The organism is Paraburkholderia sp. BR13444 (genome assembly GCF_040948755.1).
GTDB lineage: Bacteria > Pseudomonadota > Gammaproteobacteria > Burkholderiales > Burkholderiaceae > Paraburkholderia > Paraburkholderia youngii.
Map to the genome: position 1 here is coordinate 426,486 of NZ_JBFPKM010000004.1, position 19,920 is coordinate 446,405.

Below are 19,920 nucleotides of genomic sequence, written 5' to 3' on the forward strand. Positions count from 1 at the left end.
CACGCTTCGTTGCGCGGTGATCCAGCACGGTGCATGTCTTCGCAGGTTTGTGAAGAAGTGCTACTCACGCGCATCTCATTCATCGGCTTCGAAGAAGCGGGCGGCATACTAAGTGCGGCATTGGCCGCGAAGGGCGCGCAGGTGTCGATGTTCGACCTGCGGCGCGATGCACTGCGAGATAAGGCGTGCGCGGCGAAGATCCGCGTCGCCGACACGCTGTGGCGCGTTTTTCGACAGCCTGCCGGACCTGGACAGAAACAGTTGAGCAAACTGATCGATGGCAACGCTCAGGTCGCGCCGATGCTGACCGTGCGCGTCACATCGACGACCGACAGTCGGATCGCGTCGATCAATGCCCGCGCGGCCGGCGATGGCGTACCCGCCGCGCGCATCGTCAGGCCGATCTCGCGCCGCGTGTTGTGCAGCGGTACGTCGAGCACCACCAGTTGCCCGGATTGAACCTCGTGATGCAGCTGCTGCGCCGACAACGCCGCCGCCATGTCGGTGCCGAGCAGCAGCCCGCGAATCACCGCGAGGTCGGCGGTCTCGACGGTCGGCAAAGGCGGCTTCACTTTCATCCGCCTGAATTGCGTTTCGAACAGCGCACGCGCCGGCGCGTTGCTGCGCGGCAGAATCCATTGCGCGTCGCGCAGACCCATGATGGTCAGATTGTGCACTTGAGTCAGCGGGTGAGCGCGGCGCACCAGCACCACCATGTTTTCCGACATCAGCCGCTCGTTTTTCAGGCCGCTCGTCGCGTCGTTGTCGCGCAGCGCGCCGAGAATGAAGTCGATGTCGCCGGCGCGCAGACCGGCCACCAGCGTCTCGTACGCGCTTTCGTCGGTGACCACCCGCACGCCGGGATTTTCCGAGGTCATTCGCGCGATCGCCTTCGGCAGGATCAGCGTGCGTCCGAGCGGCAACGCGCCGACCGTCACCGAGCCCTGAATCTTGCCGTGCAATGCGGCGATATCGTCGGGGATGTGCCGTAGTTCGTTCAATGCGCGGCGTACGTGCAGCAGGAACGTTTCGCCCTCGGCCGTCAGCAGGATGCCGCGCGGGCTGCGATGGAACAGGCTCAGTCCCGAGCCGCTTTCGAGTACGCGGATCGCGGTGCTCACCGCGGGCTGACTGATGCCGAAGGTTTTTGCCGCGCTCGGCATATGCCGATGCCGCGCGAGCGCCGCGAACAGTTGCAGCCGCCGCGTATTGAGCAGGTACGCGGGCAATGCGCCCTCCGATACGGGCCGGCGGCGCGTCTGTCGCGCGGCGCACCATTGCGCGAGCTCTTCGAGTTCGGCGAAGATCCGCTCGCAGCGGTGCAGCACCGCGCGGCCGACCGGCGTGGGCAGCATGCCCGAAGGACCACGATCGAACAGCGGCACGCCGAGCGCCGACTCGAGTTCCTGCACGGAGCGCGTGACCGCCGACTGTGCGCGAAACAGCGCGGCCGCCGCGCGTGTCGCGCTGCCCATGTCCGCGACGAGCCGGAAGGCGCGCAATTGCGCGAGATTGAGCAGGTCCTTGCTGCTGACCGACAGCGGCGCTTTGGCGGCCGCCTGGCTGGCTTCGGCGGAAAGTGCGTCGTTGCTCATGCCGCGCCCGCGATCAGATGCAACGATGGCAGCGACAAATTCAGACTTTCCTTCGAGATATGCGTGTGCTCCTTCATCAACGCATCGACGCGCGCGCCTTCGCCTTGCTTCAGCGCGTCGACGATCGCGTGATGCTGGCGATGCGCGTACATCAGCATCATGAACTGACGCTCGCGCGCGGCTTCGTCGAACGCGATCGTGGACGGCGACACGAACGGCACCTTGTCGTTCAGGCTGAGCGCGGCCGTGATCGCCTGGTTCTGCGCCGCTTCGACGATCAGCGCATGAAAGCGGCCGTTCATATGCGCGTAGCGCACGTCGTCTCCTGGCTTCAGATGCTTTTGCTCGAAGATTTCGTCGCCTTCGCGCAGGCATTCGTCGAGCGCGGCGGCGAGCGCCGGGCTCACGCCGTTTTCGGCGACCGAGCGCGCGGCGAGTCCTTCGAGCACGCCGCGCACGTCGATCGCATCGAGGACGTCACGCACGCTGAAGCGGCGCACCACATAGCCGCGCGAGCCCGAACGATCGAGCAGGCCTTCCGACGACAGCACGCTCAACGCATAGCGCAGCGGCGTGCGCGACACGCCGAGCCATTGCGCAAGCTGCGCTTCGACGAGCCGCTGCCCGGGCGACAATTCGCCCGACAGGATCTTCTCGCGTAAGGTCTGCACAATCGCTTGCTGGGTCGTCTCGTTCATCGTTTCGTCGCTCGTCGGAAGCACCGCAGTATAGCCACGCGTGCAGCACCGCTCCAAGCCTTGAAAAAGTGCGTTGCGAGTTGTTTTCCGGGTCATCTGTTTTATTTATCGCGTGCCGGAGCGAGAGGAGGCCGCGGAAGGCACGCCGCACGGGCTTGGGATACCGAGGGAGCCCTGCGCGGCGTGGGTCGCGGCGGGGTTCATCGGCTCGCCGGGCGCCCGCATGCCGGGTTTTTACCCATCATTCCGGCACAACTCGAGGTATACCCGTACTTCACGTATCGAGGCACAATTTCTATCTTTGTATCCCAAGACGGTCGCGGTGACTAGCGCGGTAACCCAGGCGACCTATCCGATTGGCAGCAGCACGAAGTGACGGAAGAGAACGAATATGGCAAGGATCATTGGTGGTATCGGCACGTCCCATGTACCCACGATCGGGTTGGCGTACGACAAGGGCAAGCAGAATGAACCGGCATGGGCGCCGATGTTCAAGGGTTATGAACCGGTGGCGCAGTGGCTGGCCGAGCAGAAGCCCGACGTGATGGTGATGTTCTACAACGATCACGCGAACAGCTTTTTCTTCGATTGCTATCCGACCTTCGCGCTCGGCGTGTCGCCCAATCACGAATTCGCCGATGAAGGCGCGGGCAAGCGTCCGCTGCCGGACATCGCCGGCCACCCGGATCTGGCGATTCATATCGTCGAGCAACTGGTTGCCGACGAGTTCGATCTGACCGTCTTCCAGGACCGCGCGCTCGATCACGGCGTCAATTCGCCGCTCTCGCTGATGCTGCCGCATCAGGGCGGCTGGCCGTTGTCGCTGGTGCCGCTCGAAGTCAACGTGCTGCAGTATCCGCTACCCACCGCGAATCGCTGCTACCGGCTCGGCCAGGCGCTGCGTCGCGCGATCGAATCGTTCGAACAGGATCTGAAGGTCGTGGTGGTCGGCACGGGCGGGCTGTCGCACCAGGTGCATGGCGAGCGCAGCGGCTTCAACAACACCGAATGGGACATGGAGTTCCTCGACCTGATCGTCAACGATCCGGAGCGTCTTGCCAGGATGAAGCACGTCGACTACGTGCGCCTCGGCGGCGCGGAAAGCGTCGAGACGATCATGTGGCTCGCGATGCGCGGCGCGCTCGGCCAGAAGGTCCGCGAGTTGCATCGCAGCTACTACCTTGCGACCAGCACCGCGATGGCCGTGACGATCTACGAAGGAGAGGTGGCGTAATGAATCCGCAACTGGTTGGCGTCGAAGAATTGACCGGCACGTATCCGTTCGATATCCGCCAGAGCATGAAGGCGATGCGCCTGAACCGCTTTTTCTGGCAGATGCGCGAAGCGTCGGCGCGCTCGCTGTGGCTCGAAAATCGCACCGCCGCTTACGATGCGGCCGGCCTGACGCCGGAAGAGCGCGCGCTGGTCGACAATACCGACTGGATCGGTCTGATCCGCTATGGGGTGTCTTTCTTCGTGCTCGAGAAGTTCGCGCGCGTGGTGAAGATCACCAATCTCGGCGTGTACGCGAGCATGCGTGGTGAAACGCTCGAAGAGTTTCTGAAGACCCGCCAGGTACCCGACGCCGTTTAAAGGCCGGGCATCGAAGGCGCGCAACGAAGCAGCACTGTCCGCTGGGCATTCCGATTTGAAGTTCCGATGTGTAGTCCATTTCGAGGAGAGTAGAGATGGTCGGCAAGTTCGGCGTCAGCGAAGGGGATTTGGACCGGCGGCTAAGACTCGCGGAGTCCGGTGCACTGGAACGCGGGGCGATGTTGCGCGCGGGCGTGATCGGCGGCCTGGTCGGCGCCGTGGTGATCTGGATTTACGAAGCGCTCGTCTGGGTCGGCGCTCAGCATTTGATGCCGCTTGCCGGCATTCCGCGCAATGCGACGGGGCTCGTGTTCGGCAAAGACGTGCAGGCCTCGCTCGGCATCTGGGCGTATATCGTCGGCACCGGCATTCATTTTTTCTTCGCGATCGCGTGGGGCGTGCTGTTCGCCGCGATCTGGCCGTACTTCCGGCGGCGCGGCTATGAAGCGACGCTGGTCGCGCTGTTCTACGCGGTATTTGCGTGGATCGTCATGCATGCCGCGATCATGATCGCGTCGGATAACCATCCGGATTATTTCGACCCGGCCTTGATTATCGGCGGGTTCATGTCGCACATCTTCTTCACCGTGCCGTTGGCGTTGACCGTCAAGCGGATGATGGAAGAGCGGCGCTATTGATGAGGTTGTACGCAAAAGCAAGCCGGGTTCGATGCTGCGTTGCAACGCTTCCGATTGCAACTTAGCGTTTGCTTAAGTTGCGGGCTCGCAACTATATTGATTGCGCAACGCAACTGATATGTGAGCGCCATCATGGATCTGATCGAAGCCCCCGCCAAGCCTCGCGACACGACGATTCTCGAACTGCGCGAGTTTTCCCGCCGCCTGGTTCGCGAACTCGGATTCATGCGTACGACGCTCGCCGACAGCGACCTGGCGCCCTCGGCCGTGCATGCGGTAATCGAGATCGGCATGTCGCCGGGCATCAGCGCCAAAGATCTCGCGACCATCCTGCGGCTCGACAAATCGAATACGAGCCGGCAGATCGCAAAGCTCGAAGCGAGCGGACTGGTCGAGCGTACGGTCTGCGCCGACGATGCCCGTTCTTCCGAGTTGTACCTGACGGCCGAAGGTCAGAAGCTGCGCAAGAAGATCGACCGGTTCGCGACCGATCGCGTGTCCGGCGCGCTGCGGCGCATGGTTCCCGCCGACCAGCAGGCGCTGGTCCGTTCTCTCGCGCTTTATGCGGACGCCCTCGCGCATGGCGAGGTCAGCAAGCTTCCTGCGACGGAAGCGGCGTCCGCGGGAATCGTGGAAGGCTACCAACCCGGCTGTATCGGCGATATCGCGAGTCTGCATGGGCGCTATTACGCGCAGCACTGGGGTTTCGGCGCATTCTTCGAAAAGAAGGTCGCGACGGAACTGGCGGAGTTCGCGGGCGCATTGCCGGCAGAAGGGCAAGGGCTTTGGCTTTACGTCGAAAACGGCCGCACGCTCGCGTCTGTCGTGATCGATGGGGATGGCGGCACCCGTGTCGCGCATTTGCGCTGGTTCATCGTCGACGATTGCTTGCGCGGCTCCGGGATCGGGCGGCAATTGCTGGCGCATGCGATGCGTTTCGTCGACGAGCGCTTTGACGAAACCTATTTATGGACTTTCCAGGGGCTCGACGCGGCCCGTCATCTGTACGAGTCGTTCGGCTTTCGGCTGAGCGACGAATCGGAAGGGGAGCAATGGGGAACACGCGTCGTCGAGCAGCGTTTCAACCGGTTTTCCGCAAAGCAGGGCGGTAGCGGCACCGCGTGATCGACGCAGCAGCGAGCTCGAACCCTTCGGTCAATGCGCGACGACCGACGCCGCGATCCGGTCGGCCAGGTCGGCGAGAATGCGACTCAACGCGGCCGCCTGCGCGAGCGCATCGTGTCCGTCGATCGCAGAATCGAGCGTCACTTGCTGCCGCAGCGGCGCCTGATCCGAATGCCCGTTCAACAGGGTCCATTCCGCCTGCAAAGTCAGCGTGCCGCTCGCCTTGGCCGTCGCATTCAACACGGTGACGACCAGCCTGCGCGTGCCTGGTGGCGGGGGCGCATCCGGCACGACGAACGACCCGGCGGGCAGCCGCGTGAGCAAGTCCTCGGCAAGCGTTTTGCGCATCATTTGAGCGAGCGGTGCGCCCCACCGGTCGGTATCGTCGATCGTGAGACGGTTCTGCGAAGCCAGCGTGACGACTTCGAGCCGATCGAGCACCGCGGGAATGTGCACGGCGGTCAGTTGAATCGGCGGCATCGGCGCCGTGGCTGGCGGCGCGTCGGCGGGCATCGGGTTCAACGTCACATAGCGCGTCGGCATGCTGTGCCCGCATCCGGCGAGCGTCATCGCGGCGACGCAGACGACAAGCGCCGCCGTCCAGACGCTCGTCGTGAGCGATGCCCCGACGGCGCGTCCGATGCGAAGCGTGGACCTCGTCATCATTGAATCTCCTGCTGCCTGCCATGGATCAGCGCCTCGGGATGGCGGTCCAGATAGTCGGCCAGTGCCCGAATCGAGCGCGCGGTGTCCGTTAGCTCCTGCATCGCGGCAGGCAGGTCGTTCTGGCTCGACGCATCGCCGCCTAGCGTACGGTTCGCCGCGGCAACGGTGCGATCCGCCGCGTTCGCTGTGTCGCGCAGTTGCGCGACGAGCGGACCGATCTGCGGCGAGACCTGCTGCAATGTGTGATCGATCTGCGCGACGGAGTGATCGATGTGCGTCAGGCTGTCCTTGATTTGCGGCGAGGAACTGAGCGCGTTGATATGCGCGGCGATACTGCGCACCTGTTCGCCGGTTTGCCGGATCGGAAGATCGTCGATTTTCTGGATCACCTCGTTGGCCTTCGCCATCGTCGTGTCGAGATTCGCGGCGGCGACACTCGGAATGACGGGCAGGCCGTCCTCGCTGGCGAGCGTCGCGACCGGCGCGCCTTGCACGAAGTCGAGGGTGATCTTGTCCGCGCCGACGACCGGCGGATCCTGCGACAAGCGCGCGCGCAAGCCCGTGGCGACGAGACGGCCGAGCATGCCGTCGACGAGCGGGCGCCAGTCGCCGTTGGCCGGCGGAGGTGCGCCGACGATGCCGAGCTGCGACGGGTTCAGCGCGATCTGCACCGGGGTGCTCAGCGCGCCCGTGCGTGCGTCGTAGTTCAGGCGCACGCTGGTGACGGTGCCCACGTCGAAGCCGCGCAATTGCACGTCGGCACCACTCTTCAGGTCGCCCACCGCACCGTCGAAGCGCACCAGGTAAGTGACGACCGGGCCGTGTCCCGGTGCGAGCGCTGGGCGGCGATCGACTCCGTCGAACCGCGACGCCGGTTTACCGGGTCCGGGCTCCATCACGATCTCGGGGCCGGACAGCATGCCTTTGAGCGACGCTGGGTCGTTGAGGTCCACGTGGGCTCCGCGCAGAAAAAACTTCGTCTCGCTGCGCAGATACTTTTTTTCGGCGCGATCTATCTTGAGCTCGGCTTGCACGTGCTGGCCATCGGGCGCGAGCGTGATCTCCGAGACGGCGCCGACCTTCACGCCGCGCAGCGTGACGATCGTATCGTCGGGCTTCATGCCGTATGCGTTGTCGAAGGTGACCGTGACCGTCTCGTCCTGATGCGTCAGCGCGCGAACGCCGAGCCATCCGGCCATCGCGAAGGCTGCGATCGGCACCGCCCAGATCCAGCCGGGCCACGGGCTGCGCCGCACCTGCGCTTGCGAACGACGGGGACGCGTGCCGCTCATCGCTTGCTCCGCGGGTGGACGTCCCACATCAGACGCGGGTCGAATGCGCGCGAAGCGGCCATCGTCAGGAACACGACCAGCGCGAACGCGGTGGCGCCGATGGCCGGTCTGGCCGACGCGATGCCGTCGAACTGGATCAGCGGCACGAACGCGGCGATCGTGAACACGTCGACGAACGACCAACGTCCGAGTTCGTCGATCAGGCGGTACAGATGCGCCTTGACCCGCAGATGTCGGCGCGAACGGCGCCGCACGGAGACGATGAACCAGCCCATGCCGACGATCTTCGCCACCGGAATGACGATGCTCGTGCAGATGATCAGGATGCCGAGCGGCCACAGGCCCACGTGGAACAGCTGGTAGACGCCGTCGATGATCCTGGTTGACTCGATGTGTCCGAGTTGCATCGAACTGGTCATCGGAAAGACGTTGGCCGGGATCGTCAGTACGAGCGCGGCGAGCGACAGCGCGGCCGCGCGCACGACGGCGTCGGTTTTGCGAGCGCGCAACGTCAGCGCGCAACGAGGGCAGGGACGCCCCTCCTGCGACATCGGCACGACCAGATCGCAAACCGTGCAGGACAGCGGCGCTTCGTGTTCCGGCAACTCGTTGTCCGTGGCAATCGCGCGCCACACGGTTCTTCGATCGAGCGCCGCGCGCGTGAGCATCGACAATAGCGCCGCGGCGATGAAACAGTAGCCGCCTGGGGCGATCGTGCCGGTCAGATTCTGCGTCACGCGCGCGTAACCGACGAAGCAGCCGACCAGATAGACGTCGGGCATGGCCCAGATATCGAGCGAGGTGGTCCAGCGAAACAGCGCGCCGATTGCCCTGCTACGCCAGCCCAGCCGTAGCGCGACGAGGACGGCCACGAGGCCGCCAAAGCGTACGAATGGCAGCACGATGCCGAAGGTGCCGAGCAGTACCGCGAGAATGAACCAGCCGTCGTTCCACATCTGCACGATGCCCGACGACAGCACTGACGAGTGCTCCGCGCCGAGCATGTGCACGTACATCAGCGGCGCGAGATTGGCCGGAAACAGCAGCACGAAGGTTGCGCTCGCGCAGGCGAGCGCCGCGGTCTGGCTTCGGCCGTTACGCCGTTCGAGCGGAAAGTGACAGGCGCGGCAACGCGCGTAGGTATGTGCGGCGAGCGGCGGGATGTCTTCGAGCGCGCCGCATTCGGGGCAGCCGATCGTCATGCGACGTTCTCCATCGGCTGTCCGATTTCAGGCGGGCAGTGCGTTGCGAATGAGGTTTCGCCGATCATCCCTCGACCCCCGGCGCCAGTTGGCGCGTGAATGCACGGCAGGCGCGCTGGCACGCGCCAGCTCCATTTCCTCCACTAGCATTGCGCGTGCCCGGTTTGGCGTCCGGCTACGCTGAGGGAGCGGCGTCGGCGATGATCAGCAACCTCGAAGGCAGCGCGTCCGGATGGCCCGGCTTGAACCAGTTCATCTCGGGAATGCGCGAATCGGTCAGGTAGATCGTGCCGTCCGGCCCTTCGGCGAACGTATCCGGCCAGCGCAGGCCGCGCTCGTGCAGCAGCGTCGTCAAGGTCGTGCCGTCCCATACCTTCACCGCGTGTTCCTCCACCGCGGTAATCAGCAGGCGTCCCGCGCGGTCGATATGCAGCCCGTCGGCGGGGCGATGCTCGAGCACTTTCTCGACGCGGTTGCCGACTTCGTCGGCGGCCAGTGCGGTATCGCGAAGCGCTTCGGTGGGCACGCGGTAAAGCGTTTTGCCCTTCAAGGCCTGCCAGTACAGATACAGTCCATCGCGAGTCAGCGCGATGCCGTCGGCCGAAAATTCGACGCCGCGTCCATCGGGACGCCGCAATGGTGCGCCGCCTGCATGCACGGTGACGCTCGGGTCCATTTGCGTCGATGGATGCCCGTCGAGCACGCGGCGCGCTTGACCGGTGCCGAGATCGACCACCACGATCGCGCCGCGTGTTCCGGAGTCCGTGATGTAGGCGAACCGGCCGTCGGGACTGATGCGCACGTCATTCAGATAACTGCCCTGCGGCGCGACATCGAGCGTGAATGCGATGCAGCCGACGACGCTATCGGTCGCAAGATCGATGCGGACCAGTTTGGGGGCGCCCGGCACGACGAAGGACTGGGCCGGCGCGCCGGGGTCGAGCACCCACAGGTTGTTTTGCGAATCGCACAGCATTGCCTGCACGCAGACCCAGCGATCCTGCGGGTTCAACTCGTCACGCCTGGCATTGCGCCAGCCGTTCCAGCGATCGTCGGGGTAAGGACGAACGTCGCCATCGGGCGTGAGTACGCCGACGGAGATCGGCGCGTCTTCTGTCCAGCGCGGGAAGTTGACGAAGATGCGTCCGTCCGCGGCGACGGCCACCCCGGTCACCTGATGCCCGAACGACGCAATCTCGCGCAGATGCGGCCGCGAGCCCTCGTCACCGGTGCTCGATGCAGGCGCGGCGGTCAGCGGAACCCGATCCGCGGCGGGTGGCGTGACGGAGTCTTTCATGGGCGGCCTCCGGGGCAGAGTGGAATCGTCCGTACTCAGCAAAGCGAATGCCGCGTGCAACGATAAAGTAGATCGTAATCCGCGAATCTTTCGGAAGGTATTCAACTTGAATTTGCGGATCGTTCTTTATGCATATTGTTTGAGTTTCGCGCGAGCAGAGAACGGCAGGTCGCGCAATAGGGAAAGCCGAGTTGTCGCGCAGTGCTCGATGCCGGCTGGCGCGTTAAAAGGCCGTGTAGGTGCCACGTGATTCATGGCAAAAAGAATTGCTTCGCGGCAGCATGCGGAGTCGCCGTAGCAGGCCGTCCATTTCGGCAACTTTGACTCTCAGGGTTTGTCCTGCCTCGCATTGGGACCCGCCGTGTCAGTGGTGCGCTACACCGCTCATTTGCAAAGAAAAAATAATGCCGGCGTCAAAGGAATGTGCTAGAAAATAACAATTGCACGCGCAGAGAAATAGCCACGCCTGCAAGTAAAAAATTCGGCTTTCAATACACTCTTAATCGGCCGCGAGGTGGATCATGAGAACAAGTGCGCTTTGGGGGCTCGGGGTGACGACGGTCGCTTCGGTGCTAACGCTGCAGTGTTATCCAGCGTGGGCCGACGGACCCGAAGCGGCGTATGCGTCCGACGATGCGGTGCCGGCCGGCTCGCTCAGTCCGAACGAGTACAAGGTCAATGCGGACGGCATGAAAGAAGATCCGAATGCGAAGATGTCTGACGTGGCCCGCGCATATCGCAACGGTTATATCAATCGCGGCAAGCAGGATCAGGCCGACTACGAGGCAATGATCGATTCGCACAATCATGGTCAGCGGCAACCCGCGAAGACCGACGTCGCGCGGGTCGACGTGCCGCCGCTGCCGCCGGGCGTCCCCGAAGACGACAACTCGAAGTACACGAGCATTCCGCCGCAGCCTCAGAAGCCGCAGCCGGTCCAGTACGCGCAGCGTCAGGTGCCGCAACCGCCGCCGCCGCAACAGCAATATCAGCAGGTCTACCAGCAGCCGCAATACGCGCCGCCGCCAATGCAATACCAGCAGGCGCCGGCCTACGCGCAGATGCAACCGGTCTACGACAACCAGCCGGTGTATGTGCGGCAGGACTATCCGCAGCCACCCGTGCAGTACGTGCCGGTTTATCCGCAGGCGCAATACGAAGAAATGCCGCAGGTCGTGGAAACGGTGATTCAACCGGTCGCGCCAGTCGCTTATCAGGTTTATCATCCGCCGGTCTATTGGGCGCAGCCGCGCGTTTATGCGTATCGCGCGCCGCCGGTGTATGGCTATCGTATGTGGCGTTGAGTATTGCCGCGAATACTCGCGCATCGATTGAATGGTCGATACAAAGTACTCGGCCCGGCGCATTCGTGCCGGGCTGAGTACTTTCTTTTATTCGCTTTGTGCTAGTGACCGCTGGCTCCTCGGGTGCGCACATTCAGATGGTTGATCACCTGCCGGACTCCGCGCACCGATCTCGCGACGCTGCCCGCGCGTTGCACCTGGGCGCGCTGCGGCACCCAACCGGTCAGCGTCACGATACCGCGGCGGGCTTGCACGTGAATCGCCGTCGCATGCAGGTTCGGTGTGCGTGCGAGAGCGCGCCGCACGTCGCGCGCGAGTTCGCTATCGGGCCTGTTGCGAGCCGGCGACGCCGCGATGGATTGGCTTTGCGCGGAAGCATCGTTCGGCATGCCGCCACCGGTTTGTGCATTCGCACAGGTCGCAGTGCCGATCGCAATCGCTGCCGCGGCAATTGCGCCCATTATGCTGTTCACGCTGACTTTACTCACATCTCCTCCTGTACCGGAAATTGGCCGTATATGGGTTCCGGCTAATGCGGTTGCCGGTTGTCCAATAGCGCGTCCGTGGTGACGACCGTGCAGTACTCTTGATCGAGATTCGCCAGCGACATCGCATGGACGTCGTCGGCACTGCGCGGCGTTCCGTTCCAGTCGGCCCGTGCAAAAGTGAAACAGCCGTCGGCCACGAGATAGGTATCGAAGCCGAGATTGCCGGCCATCCGCACCGTGGCCTCGACCGAGTTGTTGGTGATGACACTCGCCACGACCAGGGTCGTGTGGCCGGCGGCGCGCAGGCGGTCTTCCAATCCGGTGCCGATGAACGCGTTGTTGGTGCGTTTCGCGATCACCGGCTCGCCGGGCAACGGCACGTTCGACGCCTTGAATTCGTGTCCCGGCTGACCCGGCCGATAGTGCGACCCAGGCTCCGTCGAGTCGTGCCGCACATGCCACACCGGCCAACTCCGGCTGCGCCAATGCGCGAGCAGGCGGCTCACCTGCTTCTCGGCTGCGGGATTGTTGCGTTCGCCCCAACTCGGATGATCGATCGCGCGTTGCAGATCGATCAGCAGCAGTACGGCGCCGGCGGAAGGAGCGGAAGAGCGCATGGGTCGAATGAGTCGGTGTAGGTGTCGATATGCTTGTGGCAGACTTTACCGTATTGGCGCCATCAATAGCCTGTATGATGGCGGGCTCGCGCCCGGACCGGAGCCCCGCGCGGGCGGCTTGCGCGGACCGCGCGCCGTCTGCCGCCCCCAGCCGGCCGCAACGCATCCATTCACGATGAACCAGAGGAAGACCGCCATGACGGCTGCAACGCAATTCGACCAGGTTTCTGTTGTCAAACGAGCCAATGTGTACTTCGACGGCAAGTGCGTGTCGCACACCGTGCTGTTCGCCGACGGCACGCGCAAGACGCTCGGGGTGATCCTGCCCGGCACGCTCAACTTCGGCACCGACGCGCCTGAACTGATGGAAGTGCAGGCGGGCAAGTGCCGTATCCGTCTCGACGGCAGCGACGAGTGGAAGACCTATGGCGCGGGCGAATCGTTCTCGGTGCCGGGCAAGAGCCGCTTCGATATCGATGTGGTCGAAACGCTCGACTACGTTTGCAGCTATCTGTAAACGGTTTTAGGCGCGCGTGATGGCTTGGGCAATGGGCCCGAGCCATCCCTGCTCAAATGTGTTGAAGCGACAACACGCAAGCATTCGCGAGTGCATGCGTGAGCCAGGTGCACAGAACGGGCCGTCCCTTACGCTGCGCTTCGACGATGAACACCGCCGCCAGCACCACCGCACCCAATAGAATCGAAACGACCGCACGATCGACGTAACCGTGCATCAGCGTGAACAACGCAATCGACCCCACCGCGGCAACCCGCCACGACAAACGAAAAACGCCGTTAATGAGCCGAATGGGCAGCCATTGTCCGACGATCGTCTCCAGCAACGGCATCAGGATGACGATAAAGAACAGCTGAACCAGGATCGGTTTATCGGCGAGCGGGATTTTATGCGGCGCCGGCGCGCCCCACAGCGCGTATTGAGCGAATACCAGCGCGATCTGCCCGAAAAACATGATTGCCGCGCCGCCGATTATCAGCCCCCATCGGGGCACCTCGTTCCAGTTTCTTTTTGTTAAAGCCGTCAGCGCGTGCAATGTGGGCTCCATTCGCAATTGGCAGGATCTCAGGCCGTCTCTTTTGCCAGAATCTCCTCGATCACCTGCACGAATTGCTCGACCGGTTGGCCGCCCGTCACCAGATAGCGGCGGTTGAAAATGATCGACGGCACCGATTGAATGCCCATTTCCTGATTGTTCTTTTCCGCTTCTCGCACTTCAGTGGCATACGCGCCGCTCGTCAGCACTTCGCGCGCTTCACTGGCGTCGAGTCCGACCGACTGTGCCGCCTCGACCAGCACGTCATGATTGCTCGGATTCTTGCCGTCGGCGTGATACGCGCGCAATAGCGCGAGCTTCAGCGGCAACTGTTGGCCCTTCAGGCCGGCCCAATGCAGCAGGCGGTGCGCATCGAACGTGTTGTAGGTACGGGTGCGCGGACCGAAATCGAAGCCGACGCTCGCGCCGCGTTCGCGGATCATCGCTTGCGTTTCGGCGATCTGCGCGGCCGTGCGGCCGTATTTCTTGCCGAGATACTCGACGATATCTTCGCCGTCCGGTCCCATCTGCGGATTCAGTTCGAACGGATGCACGATGATGCGCGCATCGATCTTGTCCTGAAGCCGCGCGAGCGCGAGCTGCAGCGACGACAGGCCGATCGCGCACCACGGGCAGGCGATGTCGGAAACAAAATCGATGGTGAGCTGCTGTTTCATGGTTGTCCCTGGAGATAAAGAATCGTGTTGCGGCCGTGCGAATGCGGCTGCAACGATACCGACAGCGTAGCGTGAATCGTGCACCCGTGCAGTGCCGCCGAATTTGACCGCAAGACCCGGAGTGTTTTCCCGCCGCCACGCTCGTACACTAAGCTCATCGAGCTATCTACTTTCACGGCGCGGGTAACGAGCCCCGCCGCGCACTCATCGACGATGAACGCAATCGCTCCTACCCAAACGATCGACCAACGCGTCGACGCCCTCGACTGGCCGCGGATCGAACACGATCTGGATCAGTACGGCTGCGCCGCCGTGCCGCAACTGTTGACTCCGCACGAATGCGACGCGCTGAGCGCGCTTTATCCACGCGATGCGCTGTTTCGCAGCCGCATCGTAATGGCGCGCCACGGCTTCGGCCGCGGCGAATACAAGTACTTCGCATATCCGCTGCCGCCGCCCGTCGACGGCTTGCGCGGTGCGCTGTATCCGCACCTCGTGCCGGTCGCGAACCGCTGGAATAGGGCGATGGGCATCGACGTGCGCTATCCGCCGAAGCATGCGGAATTCATTCGACGCTGCCATGACGCCGGCCAGGTGCGCCCGACGCCGCTGATCCTGCAATACGGCGAGGGCGATTACAACTGCCTGCATCAGGATTTGTACGGCGAACACGTGTTCCCGCTACAGGTCGCGGTGCTGCTGTCGGAGCCGGGGCGCGACTTCACGGGCGGCGAGTTCGTGATGACCGAGCAGCGTCCGCGCATGCAGTCGCGCGCCGAAGTCGTGCCGCTCGCGAAGGGCGACGCGGTCGTGTTCACCGTGAACAGCCGGCCGGTGCAGGGCACGCGCGGGCCGTATCGCGTGAATCTGCGGCATGGCGTGAGCCGCCTGCGTTCGGGGCATCGGCATACGGTCGGCATCATCTTTCATGATGCGCTGTGAGGTTCGAGGCCGGCGCAATGGCGCAACACTGTGCCCCGTGAGACGATAAGGTCCACGATTCCAGCGATCCGCCGCCATTGTCGTAAGACCCGTCACCTCGTCCCATGGAAAACCTGCTCAAGAAACTCGATCTCACTTCGCTGCGTCTGTTCGTCGCCGTTTGCCAGGAGCGCAATATCGCGCGCGCGGCGGAGCGCGAGTTCATCGCGTCGTCGGCGGTGAGCCGGCGCATCGCCGAGATCGAGGCGCTGATCGGCCTGCCGGTGATTCAGCGGCAGTCGCGCGGCATTACCGTGACGCCGGTCGGCGAGACCGTGCTGCGCTACGCGCTCGCGATCATTGGCAATATCGAGCAGATGAGCGCGGAGTTGTCGCGCTTTTCGACGGGTGTCAAAGGGCGCGTAAGGGTGGTCGCGAATCTGTCGTCGATCGTGCAGTTTCTGCCCGAAGACGTCGCCGCGTTCGGCCGCGCGTTCCCGGATGTATCGATCGAACTCGAAGAAGAAAACAGCGCGGACGTGCTGCGTATCGTCGACGAACATGGCGCGGACTTCGGCATCTGCAATCCGGTCGCGGGCAGCGAGGCGTTCGAGCAGGTGCCGTACCGGCAGGACCGGCTCGCGGTGCTCGTGCCGGGCGGGCATCGGCTCGCTAGCGCCGCACGGGTGAGCTTCGACGATCTGTTGCACGACAGCTTCGTCGGCTTGCGCAGCGAAAGCGCGCTCACGCGCCTGCTCGCGCAGCAGGCGGCGAGCGCGGGGCGGCAGCTCGACGTGCGGATGCGCGTGAGCAGTCTCGATGCGCTGTGCCGGATGGTGCATGCGGGGCTCGGCATCGCGATCGTGCCCGAGCCAGTCGGGCTGCTCTACGTGAACACGCTCGACGTGCGGCTGCTGCCGCTTGCCGATGCGTGGGCGGAGCGTCATCTGATCATCATCTTCAAGGCGCGGGAGCAGTTGAGCGCGAGCGCGGCCGCGCTGGTGTCGTTCCTCGGCAATCAGCCTTAGACAATCCCTCACACGCACGCCGCGCCGCGGCTCCACAGTCGAGCATTCGCGAAACGAGACGGCAGCGTTGCCGCACCGGCACTTCGGCATCGGCCTTGCGCGCCGTATAGTGGGCGCAAGGAGAATGCAGCGATGAGCGATACGATTCGTTTGGACGGCCGCGTGCTGTACCTGTCGCAAGACCCGGCCGTGATCGAGGCGCAACTGGCCGGCGAAAACTTCACGCGCGAGACGGCGGGGCCGTTGCGCGACAACGTGTCCACCGACGAGATCACACCGGTCACCGTGATGCTCACCTATGACGAGCGCCTTGGGCGGTACCCGTACGTCGGCTTCAAGGCGGGCGAACTTCTGCCGATCGGCCGCAATGCGGTGAAGGACGGCGGCTTTCGCGTGACGGTGGCGGGCAGGCGCTACGGCAAGGGCTCGTCGCGCGAATCGAGCCCGCTCGCGGAATTGTCCGCAGGTATTCGACTTATCGTTGCCGAAAGCTTCGAGCGTATCTATCAGCAGAACTGCGACAACATCGGCATTCTGACCACGACGGATTTTTCCGTGCTGGATCGCCTGCTAGCGGGCGAAGCGGTGCCGATCGACGAATTCCTGAAGGGCCGCGACGCGCTCACCCAGCAGATTATCCGCAGCGGCGGCTTGCTCGCGTATAGCAAGTTCGCGGACTGGCCCGCGCCGGGCGAGCGTGCGAGCGCTGCCCCGAACGACGCGCCGTGCGCCGAGCCGAAAACGCTGGTCGAGAAAATCATCGACCGTCATCTGCACCCCGGCACCGCCAGCGCGCAGCGCGGCGACGGCGTGTTCATCGCAGCCGACTGGCGCTTCAGCCACGACTATTTCACCGGCATGTGCGCGCATCTGATGCATCGCGCGTTCGGCAAGCCCGCGCCGCTGCATGCGCCCGATCACATCATCGCGTTCCAGGATCATCTGGTGCTCGCGCCGCAGAGCATCCCGCACGTGCGCGACGGTCTGCTGCCGGGCGTCGCGAATCTGATGCAAGGCCATGCGTCGTTTTCGCGCGACTACCCGGTGCGCTCGCACGGCGCGCTCGATGGCGTGCCCGGCTCCGAGGGCATCTGTCATGCGTTGATGGCCGAGCAATACGCGCTGCCGGGGCAGGTCGCGTGCGGCACCGATTCGCACACGCCGCATTCGGGCGCGCTCGGCTGCCTCGCGTTCGGCGCGGGCGCGACCGAAATCGCCAATAGCTGGGTCAACGGCTACGTGCGCTGCAAGGTGCCGGAGACGCTGCGCATCGAAATCGACGGCCGGTTGCGCGACGGCGTGACCGCGAAGGACGTCGTGCTGCATCTGCTGCGGATGGACGCGATCCGCTCGGGCGGCGCGATCGGCCTCGTATTCGAATACGGCGGCGCGGCGGTGCGCGCGATGTCGATCGACGAGCGCGCGACGCTGACCAACATGGTCGCGGAGCTCGGCGGCTTCACCGGCATCGTCGAGCCGGACGAGCGCACGGTCGCGTTCCTGAAGGAGCGGCGCGGCGTCGATTTCGTGCTGGAAGACTGGATGAAAAGCGATGCCGGCGCGACCTATCGCGACACGATCCATATCGATGCGAACGCGATCGAACCGATGCTCGCGCGGCCGGGCGACCCCGGCAACGGCGTGCCGGCGCCGCGGCTCGAACAGGACGTCGCGATCGATATCGCGTACGGCGGCTCGTGCACCGCGGGCAAGCGCGAGGACTTCGATTTCTATCACGAGGTGCTGCGCTGGGGCGTCGAGCACGGCCTGCGCGTGCCCGAGCGCACGCGTCTGTATCTGCAATTCGGCACGATGGCGGTGCGCGCGTATTGCGAGGAGCAGGGCTACCTGCCGGTGTTCGAGCGAGCGGGCGTGACGCTCGTGATGCCTGGCTGCGGCTCGTGTGCGAACTGCGGACCGGGACAATCGGCCAACGCGAACGATGTGACGATCAGCGCGATCAACCGTAATTTCCCCGGCCGTTCGGGCCCGGGCGACGTGTGGCTCGCGAGCCCGTATACGGTCGCGGCGAGCGCGCTGGCCGGGAAAATCACCACGTTCGAACAATTGCAGCACGCGCACGGCTAGAATGCTGGCCCAACTCCGGCCGGGGCATCGTGGCGCGTGCGATGCGCGACCAAACGCAAGGCCGGCATCGGACCGGCCGCGGCGAGCGATCAGCGTTGCCGCAAAAGCAGTCGCAACAGAAGGAGACAGACAACATGGCATCCCCCGATCACGCGGGGTCCGTCGCGCCCAGCGGCGGCACCGCGGCGCACTCCACCGACGCGGCCCGCAGCGCCGCCCGCAGCACTGCCGCTCAGGCGGCGGGCCATGCAGCGCTCGATGCCGGCAGCATTTTGGCGCGCCTCGACCGCTTGCCCGCCACGCGCTCCATCTGGAAGCTCGTGGTACTGCTGAGCCTCGGCTTCTTCTTCGAACTCTACGATCTGCTGTACTCCGGCTATGTCGCGCCGGGCCTCGTGAAAAGCGGCCTGCTGAGCGCGACCACGCGCGGCCTGTTCGGCTCGACCGGCGTCGCGAGTTTCATCGCCGCGCTGTTTAGCGGCCTGTTTATCGGCACCATCGCGTGCGGTTTCCTCGCGGATCGCTTCGGGCGGCGCGCGGTGTTCACCTGGTCGCTGCTTTGGTATACCGCGGCGAACGTGGTGATGGCTTTCCAGGAGACCGCGGCGGGCCTCAATTTCTGGCGCTTCGTCGCCGGCGTCGGCATCGGCGTCGAGCTGGTGACGATCGGCACTTACATCTCCGAGCTGGTGCCCAAGCAGATTCGCGGCCGCGCGTTCGCGTGCGAGCAGGCGGTCGGCTTCACGGCGGTGCCGGTGGTTGCGTTTCTGTCGTTTCTGCTGGTGCCGCGCACGCTGTTCGGTCTGGACGGCTGGCGCTGGGTCGTGCTGATCGGCGCGCACGGCGCGCTATTCGTCTGGTGGATTCGCCGCGCGTTGCCGGAAAGCCCGCGTTGGCTCGCGCAGCAAGGACGTCTCGCCGAAGCCGACCGCGTGATGAACGCGCTCGAGGCGAAGGTACGCCACGAATACGGCCGCGAGTTGCCGCCGCCGGCGCCGCCGGTGGCGATCGCACCGCGCGGCAGCTTCCGCGACATGTGGGTGCCGCCGTACCGCAGCCGCACGCTGATGATGACGATCTTCAATGTCTTCCAGACGGTCGGTTTCTATGGCTTCGCGAACTGGGTGCCGACGCTGCTGATCAAGCAGGGCATCACGATCACGACGAGCCTGATGTATTCGAGCGTGATCGCGTTGGCTGCGCCGACCGGTCCGGTCATCGGGCTCTTTATCGGCGATCGCTTCGAGCGCAAGACGGTGATCGTCGTGATGGCCGGCGTCAATATCGTGTGCGGGTTGTGGTTCAGTCAAGCATCGGGTGCGGTGCTGCTGGTGAGCTTGGGGGTGTGCCTGACACTGGCCGGCAACATCATTTCGTACAGTTATCACGCGTATCAGACGGAACTGTTTCCGACCAGCATCCGGGCGCGCGCGGTCGGCTTCGTCTACTCGTGGAGCCGTTTTTCCGCGATTTTCACGGCCTTTCTGATCGCGGCTGTGTTGCGCTACTTCGGGACGACCGGCGTGTTCGTGTTCATCGCGGGTGCGATGTTGATCGTGATGCTGGCGATCGGTTTGATGGGACCGCGTACAAAAGGGCTTGAGCTGGAAAAAATCTCGAGATAGAGGGGCAAGAACAT

At 64.2% G+C, this 19,920-nt stretch carries 20 protein-coding genes; 10 read left to right on the plus strand and 10 right to left on the minus strand.

Annotated features, from left to right (window positions below):
• Positions 1-287 precede the first annotated feature (287 nt).
• Positions 288-1,595: a LysR family transcriptional regulator gene (locus AB3X95_RS14580; RefSeq protein ID WP_176120243.1), complete on the minus strand. Its 1,308-nt coding sequence runs from the start codon at positions 1,593-1,595 to the stop codon at positions 288-290.
• Positions 1,592-2,293 carry a GntR family transcriptional regulator gene (locus AB3X95_RS14585; protein ID WP_368621670.1) on the minus strand — a complete coding sequence of 234 codons (702 nt, stop codon included), beginning with the start codon at positions 2,291-2,293 and terminating at the stop codon, positions 1,592-1,594. Before AB3X95_RS14585 ends, AB3X95_RS14580 begins: the two co-directional genes overlap by 4 nt.
• Positions 2,294-2,684: 391 nt before the next feature.
• Between AB3X95_RS14585 and AB3X95_RS14590 the strand changes: the two genes are divergently transcribed.
• The 4 genes from AB3X95_RS14590 to AB3X95_RS14605 all read left to right on the plus strand — a co-directional run bounded on the left by AB3X95_RS14590 (position 2,685) and on the right by AB3X95_RS14605 (position 5,649).
• The gene (locus tag AB3X95_RS14590) at positions 2,685-3,527 is read left to right on the plus strand and encodes a gallate dioxygenase (protein WP_176106501.1); all 843 of its coding nucleotides are present in this window, start codon (positions 2,685-2,687) and stop codon (positions 3,525-3,527) included.
• Positions 3,527-3,886: a protocatechuate 3,4-dioxygenase gene (locus tag AB3X95_RS14595; RefSeq protein WP_368621671.1), complete on the plus strand. Its 360-nt coding sequence runs from the start codon at positions 3,527-3,529 to the stop codon at positions 3,884-3,886. The genes AB3X95_RS14590 and AB3X95_RS14595 overlap by 1 nt, the downstream gene beginning before the upstream one ends.
• Positions 3,887-3,981: 95 nt before the next feature.
• Complete coding sequence (locus tag AB3X95_RS14600; protein ID WP_368621672.1) at positions 3,982-4,524, plus strand: hypothetical protein; 543 nt, start codon at positions 3,982-3,984, stop codon at positions 4,522-4,524.
• Positions 4,525-4,656: 132 nt separating this feature from the next.
• Positions 4,657-5,649: a GNAT family N-acetyltransferase gene (locus AB3X95_RS14605; protein WP_368621673.1), complete on the plus strand. Its 993-nt coding sequence runs from the start codon at positions 4,657-4,659 to the stop codon at positions 5,647-5,649.
• Positions 5,650-5,679: 30 nt separating this feature from the next.
• Here AB3X95_RS14605 and AB3X95_RS14610 read toward each other — a convergent pair whose 3' ends face one another.
• From AB3X95_RS14610 to AB3X95_RS14625, 4 genes are all read right to left on the minus strand, one after another.
• Entirely contained in the window at positions 5,680-6,315 is a 636-nt protein-coding gene (locus tag AB3X95_RS14610; protein ID WP_368621674.1) for a membrane integrity-associated transporter subunit PqiC, read from the minus strand.
• A complete protein-coding gene (locus tag AB3X95_RS14615; protein WP_176106496.1) occupies positions 6,312-7,607 on the minus strand; it encodes an MlaD family protein in 1,296 nt (431 codons plus the stop codon). The genes AB3X95_RS14610 and AB3X95_RS14615 overlap by 4 nt, the downstream gene beginning before the upstream one ends.
• Positions 7,604-8,809, minus strand: coding sequence for a paraquat-inducible protein A (locus AB3X95_RS14620; protein ID WP_176120250.1), 1,206 nt, complete (start codon positions 8,807-8,809; stop codon positions 7,604-7,606). Before AB3X95_RS14620 ends, AB3X95_RS14615 begins: the two co-directional genes overlap by 4 nt.
• Positions 8,810-8,984: 175 nt before the next feature.
• On the minus strand, positions 8,985-10,106 hold the full coding sequence (locus AB3X95_RS14625; protein WP_368621675.1) for an L-dopachrome tautomerase-related protein: 1,122 nt from the start codon (positions 10,104-10,106) through the stop codon (positions 8,985-8,987).
• A gap of 521 nt (positions 10,107-10,627) precedes the next feature.
• Between AB3X95_RS14625 and AB3X95_RS14630 the strand changes: the two genes are divergently transcribed.
• Positions 10,628-11,410 (plus strand): hypothetical protein, encoded by a 783-nt coding sequence (locus AB3X95_RS14630; RefSeq protein WP_368621676.1) that lies wholly within the window; start codon positions 10,628-10,630, stop codon positions 11,408-11,410.
• A gap of 101 nt (positions 11,411-11,511) precedes the next feature.
• On the opposite strand, the gene AB3X95_RS14635 is transcribed toward AB3X95_RS14630, so the two are convergent.
• Positions 11,512-11,898 (minus strand): BON domain-containing protein, encoded by a 387-nt coding sequence (locus AB3X95_RS14635; protein WP_176120253.1) that lies wholly within the window; start codon positions 11,896-11,898, stop codon positions 11,512-11,514.
• 41 nt (positions 11,899-11,939) lie between these two features.
• Entirely contained in the window at positions 11,940-12,515 is a 576-nt protein-coding gene (locus AB3X95_RS14640; RefSeq protein ID WP_368621677.1) for a cysteine hydrolase family protein, read from the minus strand.
• A gap of 196 nt (positions 12,516-12,711) precedes the next feature.
• On the opposite strand from AB3X95_RS14640, the gene AB3X95_RS14645 reads away from it, so the two are divergent.
• A complete protein-coding gene (locus AB3X95_RS14645) occupies positions 12,712-13,032 on the plus strand; it encodes a pyrimidine/purine nucleoside phosphorylase (protein WP_008917257.1) in 321 nt (106 codons plus the stop codon).
• Positions 13,033-13,084: 52 nt separating this feature from the next.
• Here AB3X95_RS14645 and AB3X95_RS14650 read toward each other — a convergent pair whose 3' ends face one another.
• Both AB3X95_RS14650 and AB3X95_RS14655 read right to left on the minus strand, forming a co-directional pair.
• Positions 13,085-13,567 (minus strand): CPBP family glutamic-type intramembrane protease, encoded by a 483-nt coding sequence (locus tag AB3X95_RS14650; RefSeq protein ID WP_255214983.1) that lies wholly within the window; start codon positions 13,565-13,567, stop codon positions 13,085-13,087.
• 29 nt (positions 13,568-13,596) lie between these two features.
• Positions 13,597-14,244 carry a DsbA family oxidoreductase gene (locus tag AB3X95_RS14655; protein ID WP_368621678.1) on the minus strand — a complete coding sequence of 216 codons (648 nt, stop codon included), beginning with the start codon at positions 14,242-14,244 and terminating at the stop codon, positions 13,597-13,599.
• Positions 14,245-14,457: 213 nt separating this feature from the next.
• Between AB3X95_RS14655 and AB3X95_RS14660 the strand changes: the two genes are divergently transcribed.
• From AB3X95_RS14660 to AB3X95_RS14675, 4 genes are all read left to right on the plus strand, one after another.
• Positions 14,458-15,186 (plus strand): 2OG-Fe(II) oxygenase, encoded by a 729-nt coding sequence (locus tag AB3X95_RS14660; protein ID WP_368621679.1) that lies wholly within the window; start codon positions 14,458-14,460, stop codon positions 15,184-15,186.
• A gap of 104 nt (positions 15,187-15,290) precedes the next feature.
• Positions 15,291-16,193, plus strand: a complete 903-nt coding sequence (locus AB3X95_RS14665) for a LysR family transcriptional regulator (RefSeq protein ID WP_368621680.1) — start codon at positions 15,291-15,293, stop codon at positions 16,191-16,193.
• A 132-nt stretch (positions 16,194-16,325) separates the two neighbouring features.
• Positions 16,326-18,281: an aconitase family protein gene (locus AB3X95_RS14670; RefSeq protein WP_368621681.1), complete on the plus strand. Its 1,956-nt coding sequence runs from the start codon at positions 16,326-16,328 to the stop codon at positions 18,279-18,281.
• A gap of 134 nt (positions 18,282-18,415) precedes the next feature.
• Positions 18,416-19,906, plus strand: coding sequence for an MFS transporter (locus AB3X95_RS14675; RefSeq protein ID WP_368621682.1), 1,491 nt, complete (start codon positions 18,416-18,418; stop codon positions 19,904-19,906).
• Positions 19,907-19,920: the final 14 nt, after the last annotated feature.

Bases quoted from the DNA above. Each gene is read 5' to 3' on its own strand.
- AB3X95_RS14670 (WP_368621681.1), top strand. From the start codon at position 16,326: ATGAGCGATACGATTCGTTTGGACGGCCGCGTGCTGTACCTGTCGCAA.
- AB3X95_RS14610 (WP_368621674.1), bottom strand. From the start codon at position 6,315: ATGATGACGAGGTCCACGCTTCGCATCGGACGCGCCGTCGGGGCATCG.
- AB3X95_RS14630 (WP_368621676.1), top strand. From the start codon at position 10,628: ATGAGAACAAGTGCGCTTTGGGGGCTCGGGGTGACGACGGTCGCTTCG.
- AB3X95_RS14625 (WP_368621675.1), bottom strand. From the start codon at position 10,106: ATGAAAGACTCCGTCACGCCACCCGCCGCGGATCGGGTTCCGCTGACC.
- AB3X95_RS14645 (WP_008917257.1), top strand. From the start codon at position 12,712: ATGACGGCTGCAACGCAATTCGACCAGGTTTCTGTTGTCAAACGAGCC.
- AB3X95_RS14585 (WP_368621670.1), bottom strand. From the start codon at position 2,293: ATGAACGAGACGACCCAGCAAGCGATTGTGCAGACCTTACGCGAGAAG.
- AB3X95_RS14600 (WP_368621672.1), top strand. From the start codon at position 3,982: ATGGTCGGCAAGTTCGGCGTCAGCGAAGGGGATTTGGACCGGCGGCTA.
- AB3X95_RS14615 (WP_176106496.1), bottom strand. From the start codon at position 7,607: ATGAGCGGCACGCGTCCCCGTCGTTCGCAAGCGCAGGTGCGGCGCAGC.
- AB3X95_RS14665 (WP_368621680.1), top strand. From the start codon at position 15,291: ATGGAAAACCTGCTCAAGAAACTCGATCTCACTTCGCTGCGTCTGTTC.
- AB3X95_RS14655 (WP_368621678.1), bottom strand. From the start codon at position 14,244: ATGAAACAGCAGCTCACCATCGATTTTGTTTCCGACATCGCCTGCCCG.
- AB3X95_RS14660 (WP_368621679.1), top strand. From the start codon at position 14,458: ATGAACGCAATCGCTCCTACCCAAACGATCGACCAACGCGTCGACGCC.
- AB3X95_RS14620 (WP_176120250.1), bottom strand. From the start codon at position 8,809: ATGACGATCGGCTGCCCCGAATGCGGCGCGCTCGAAGACATCCCGCCG.
- AB3X95_RS14605 (WP_368621673.1), top strand. From the start codon at position 4,657: ATGGATCTGATCGAAGCCCCCGCCAAGCCTCGCGACACGACGATTCTC.
- AB3X95_RS14595 (WP_368621671.1), top strand. From the start codon at position 3,527: ATGAATCCGCAACTGGTTGGCGTCGAAGAATTGACCGGCACGTATCCG.
- AB3X95_RS14580 (WP_176120243.1), bottom strand. From the start codon at position 1,595: ATGAGCAACGACGCACTTTCCGCCGAAGCCAGCCAGGCGGCCGCCAAA.
- AB3X95_RS14590 (WP_176106501.1), top strand. From the start codon at position 2,685: ATGGCAAGGATCATTGGTGGTATCGGCACGTCCCATGTACCCACGATC.
- AB3X95_RS14675 (WP_368621682.1), top strand. From the start codon at position 18,416: ATGGCATCCCCCGATCACGCGGGGTCCGTCGCGCCCAGCGGCGGCACC.
- AB3X95_RS14640 (WP_368621677.1), bottom strand. From the start codon at position 12,515: ATGCGCTCTTCCGCTCCTTCCGCCGGCGCCGTACTGCTGCTGATCGAT.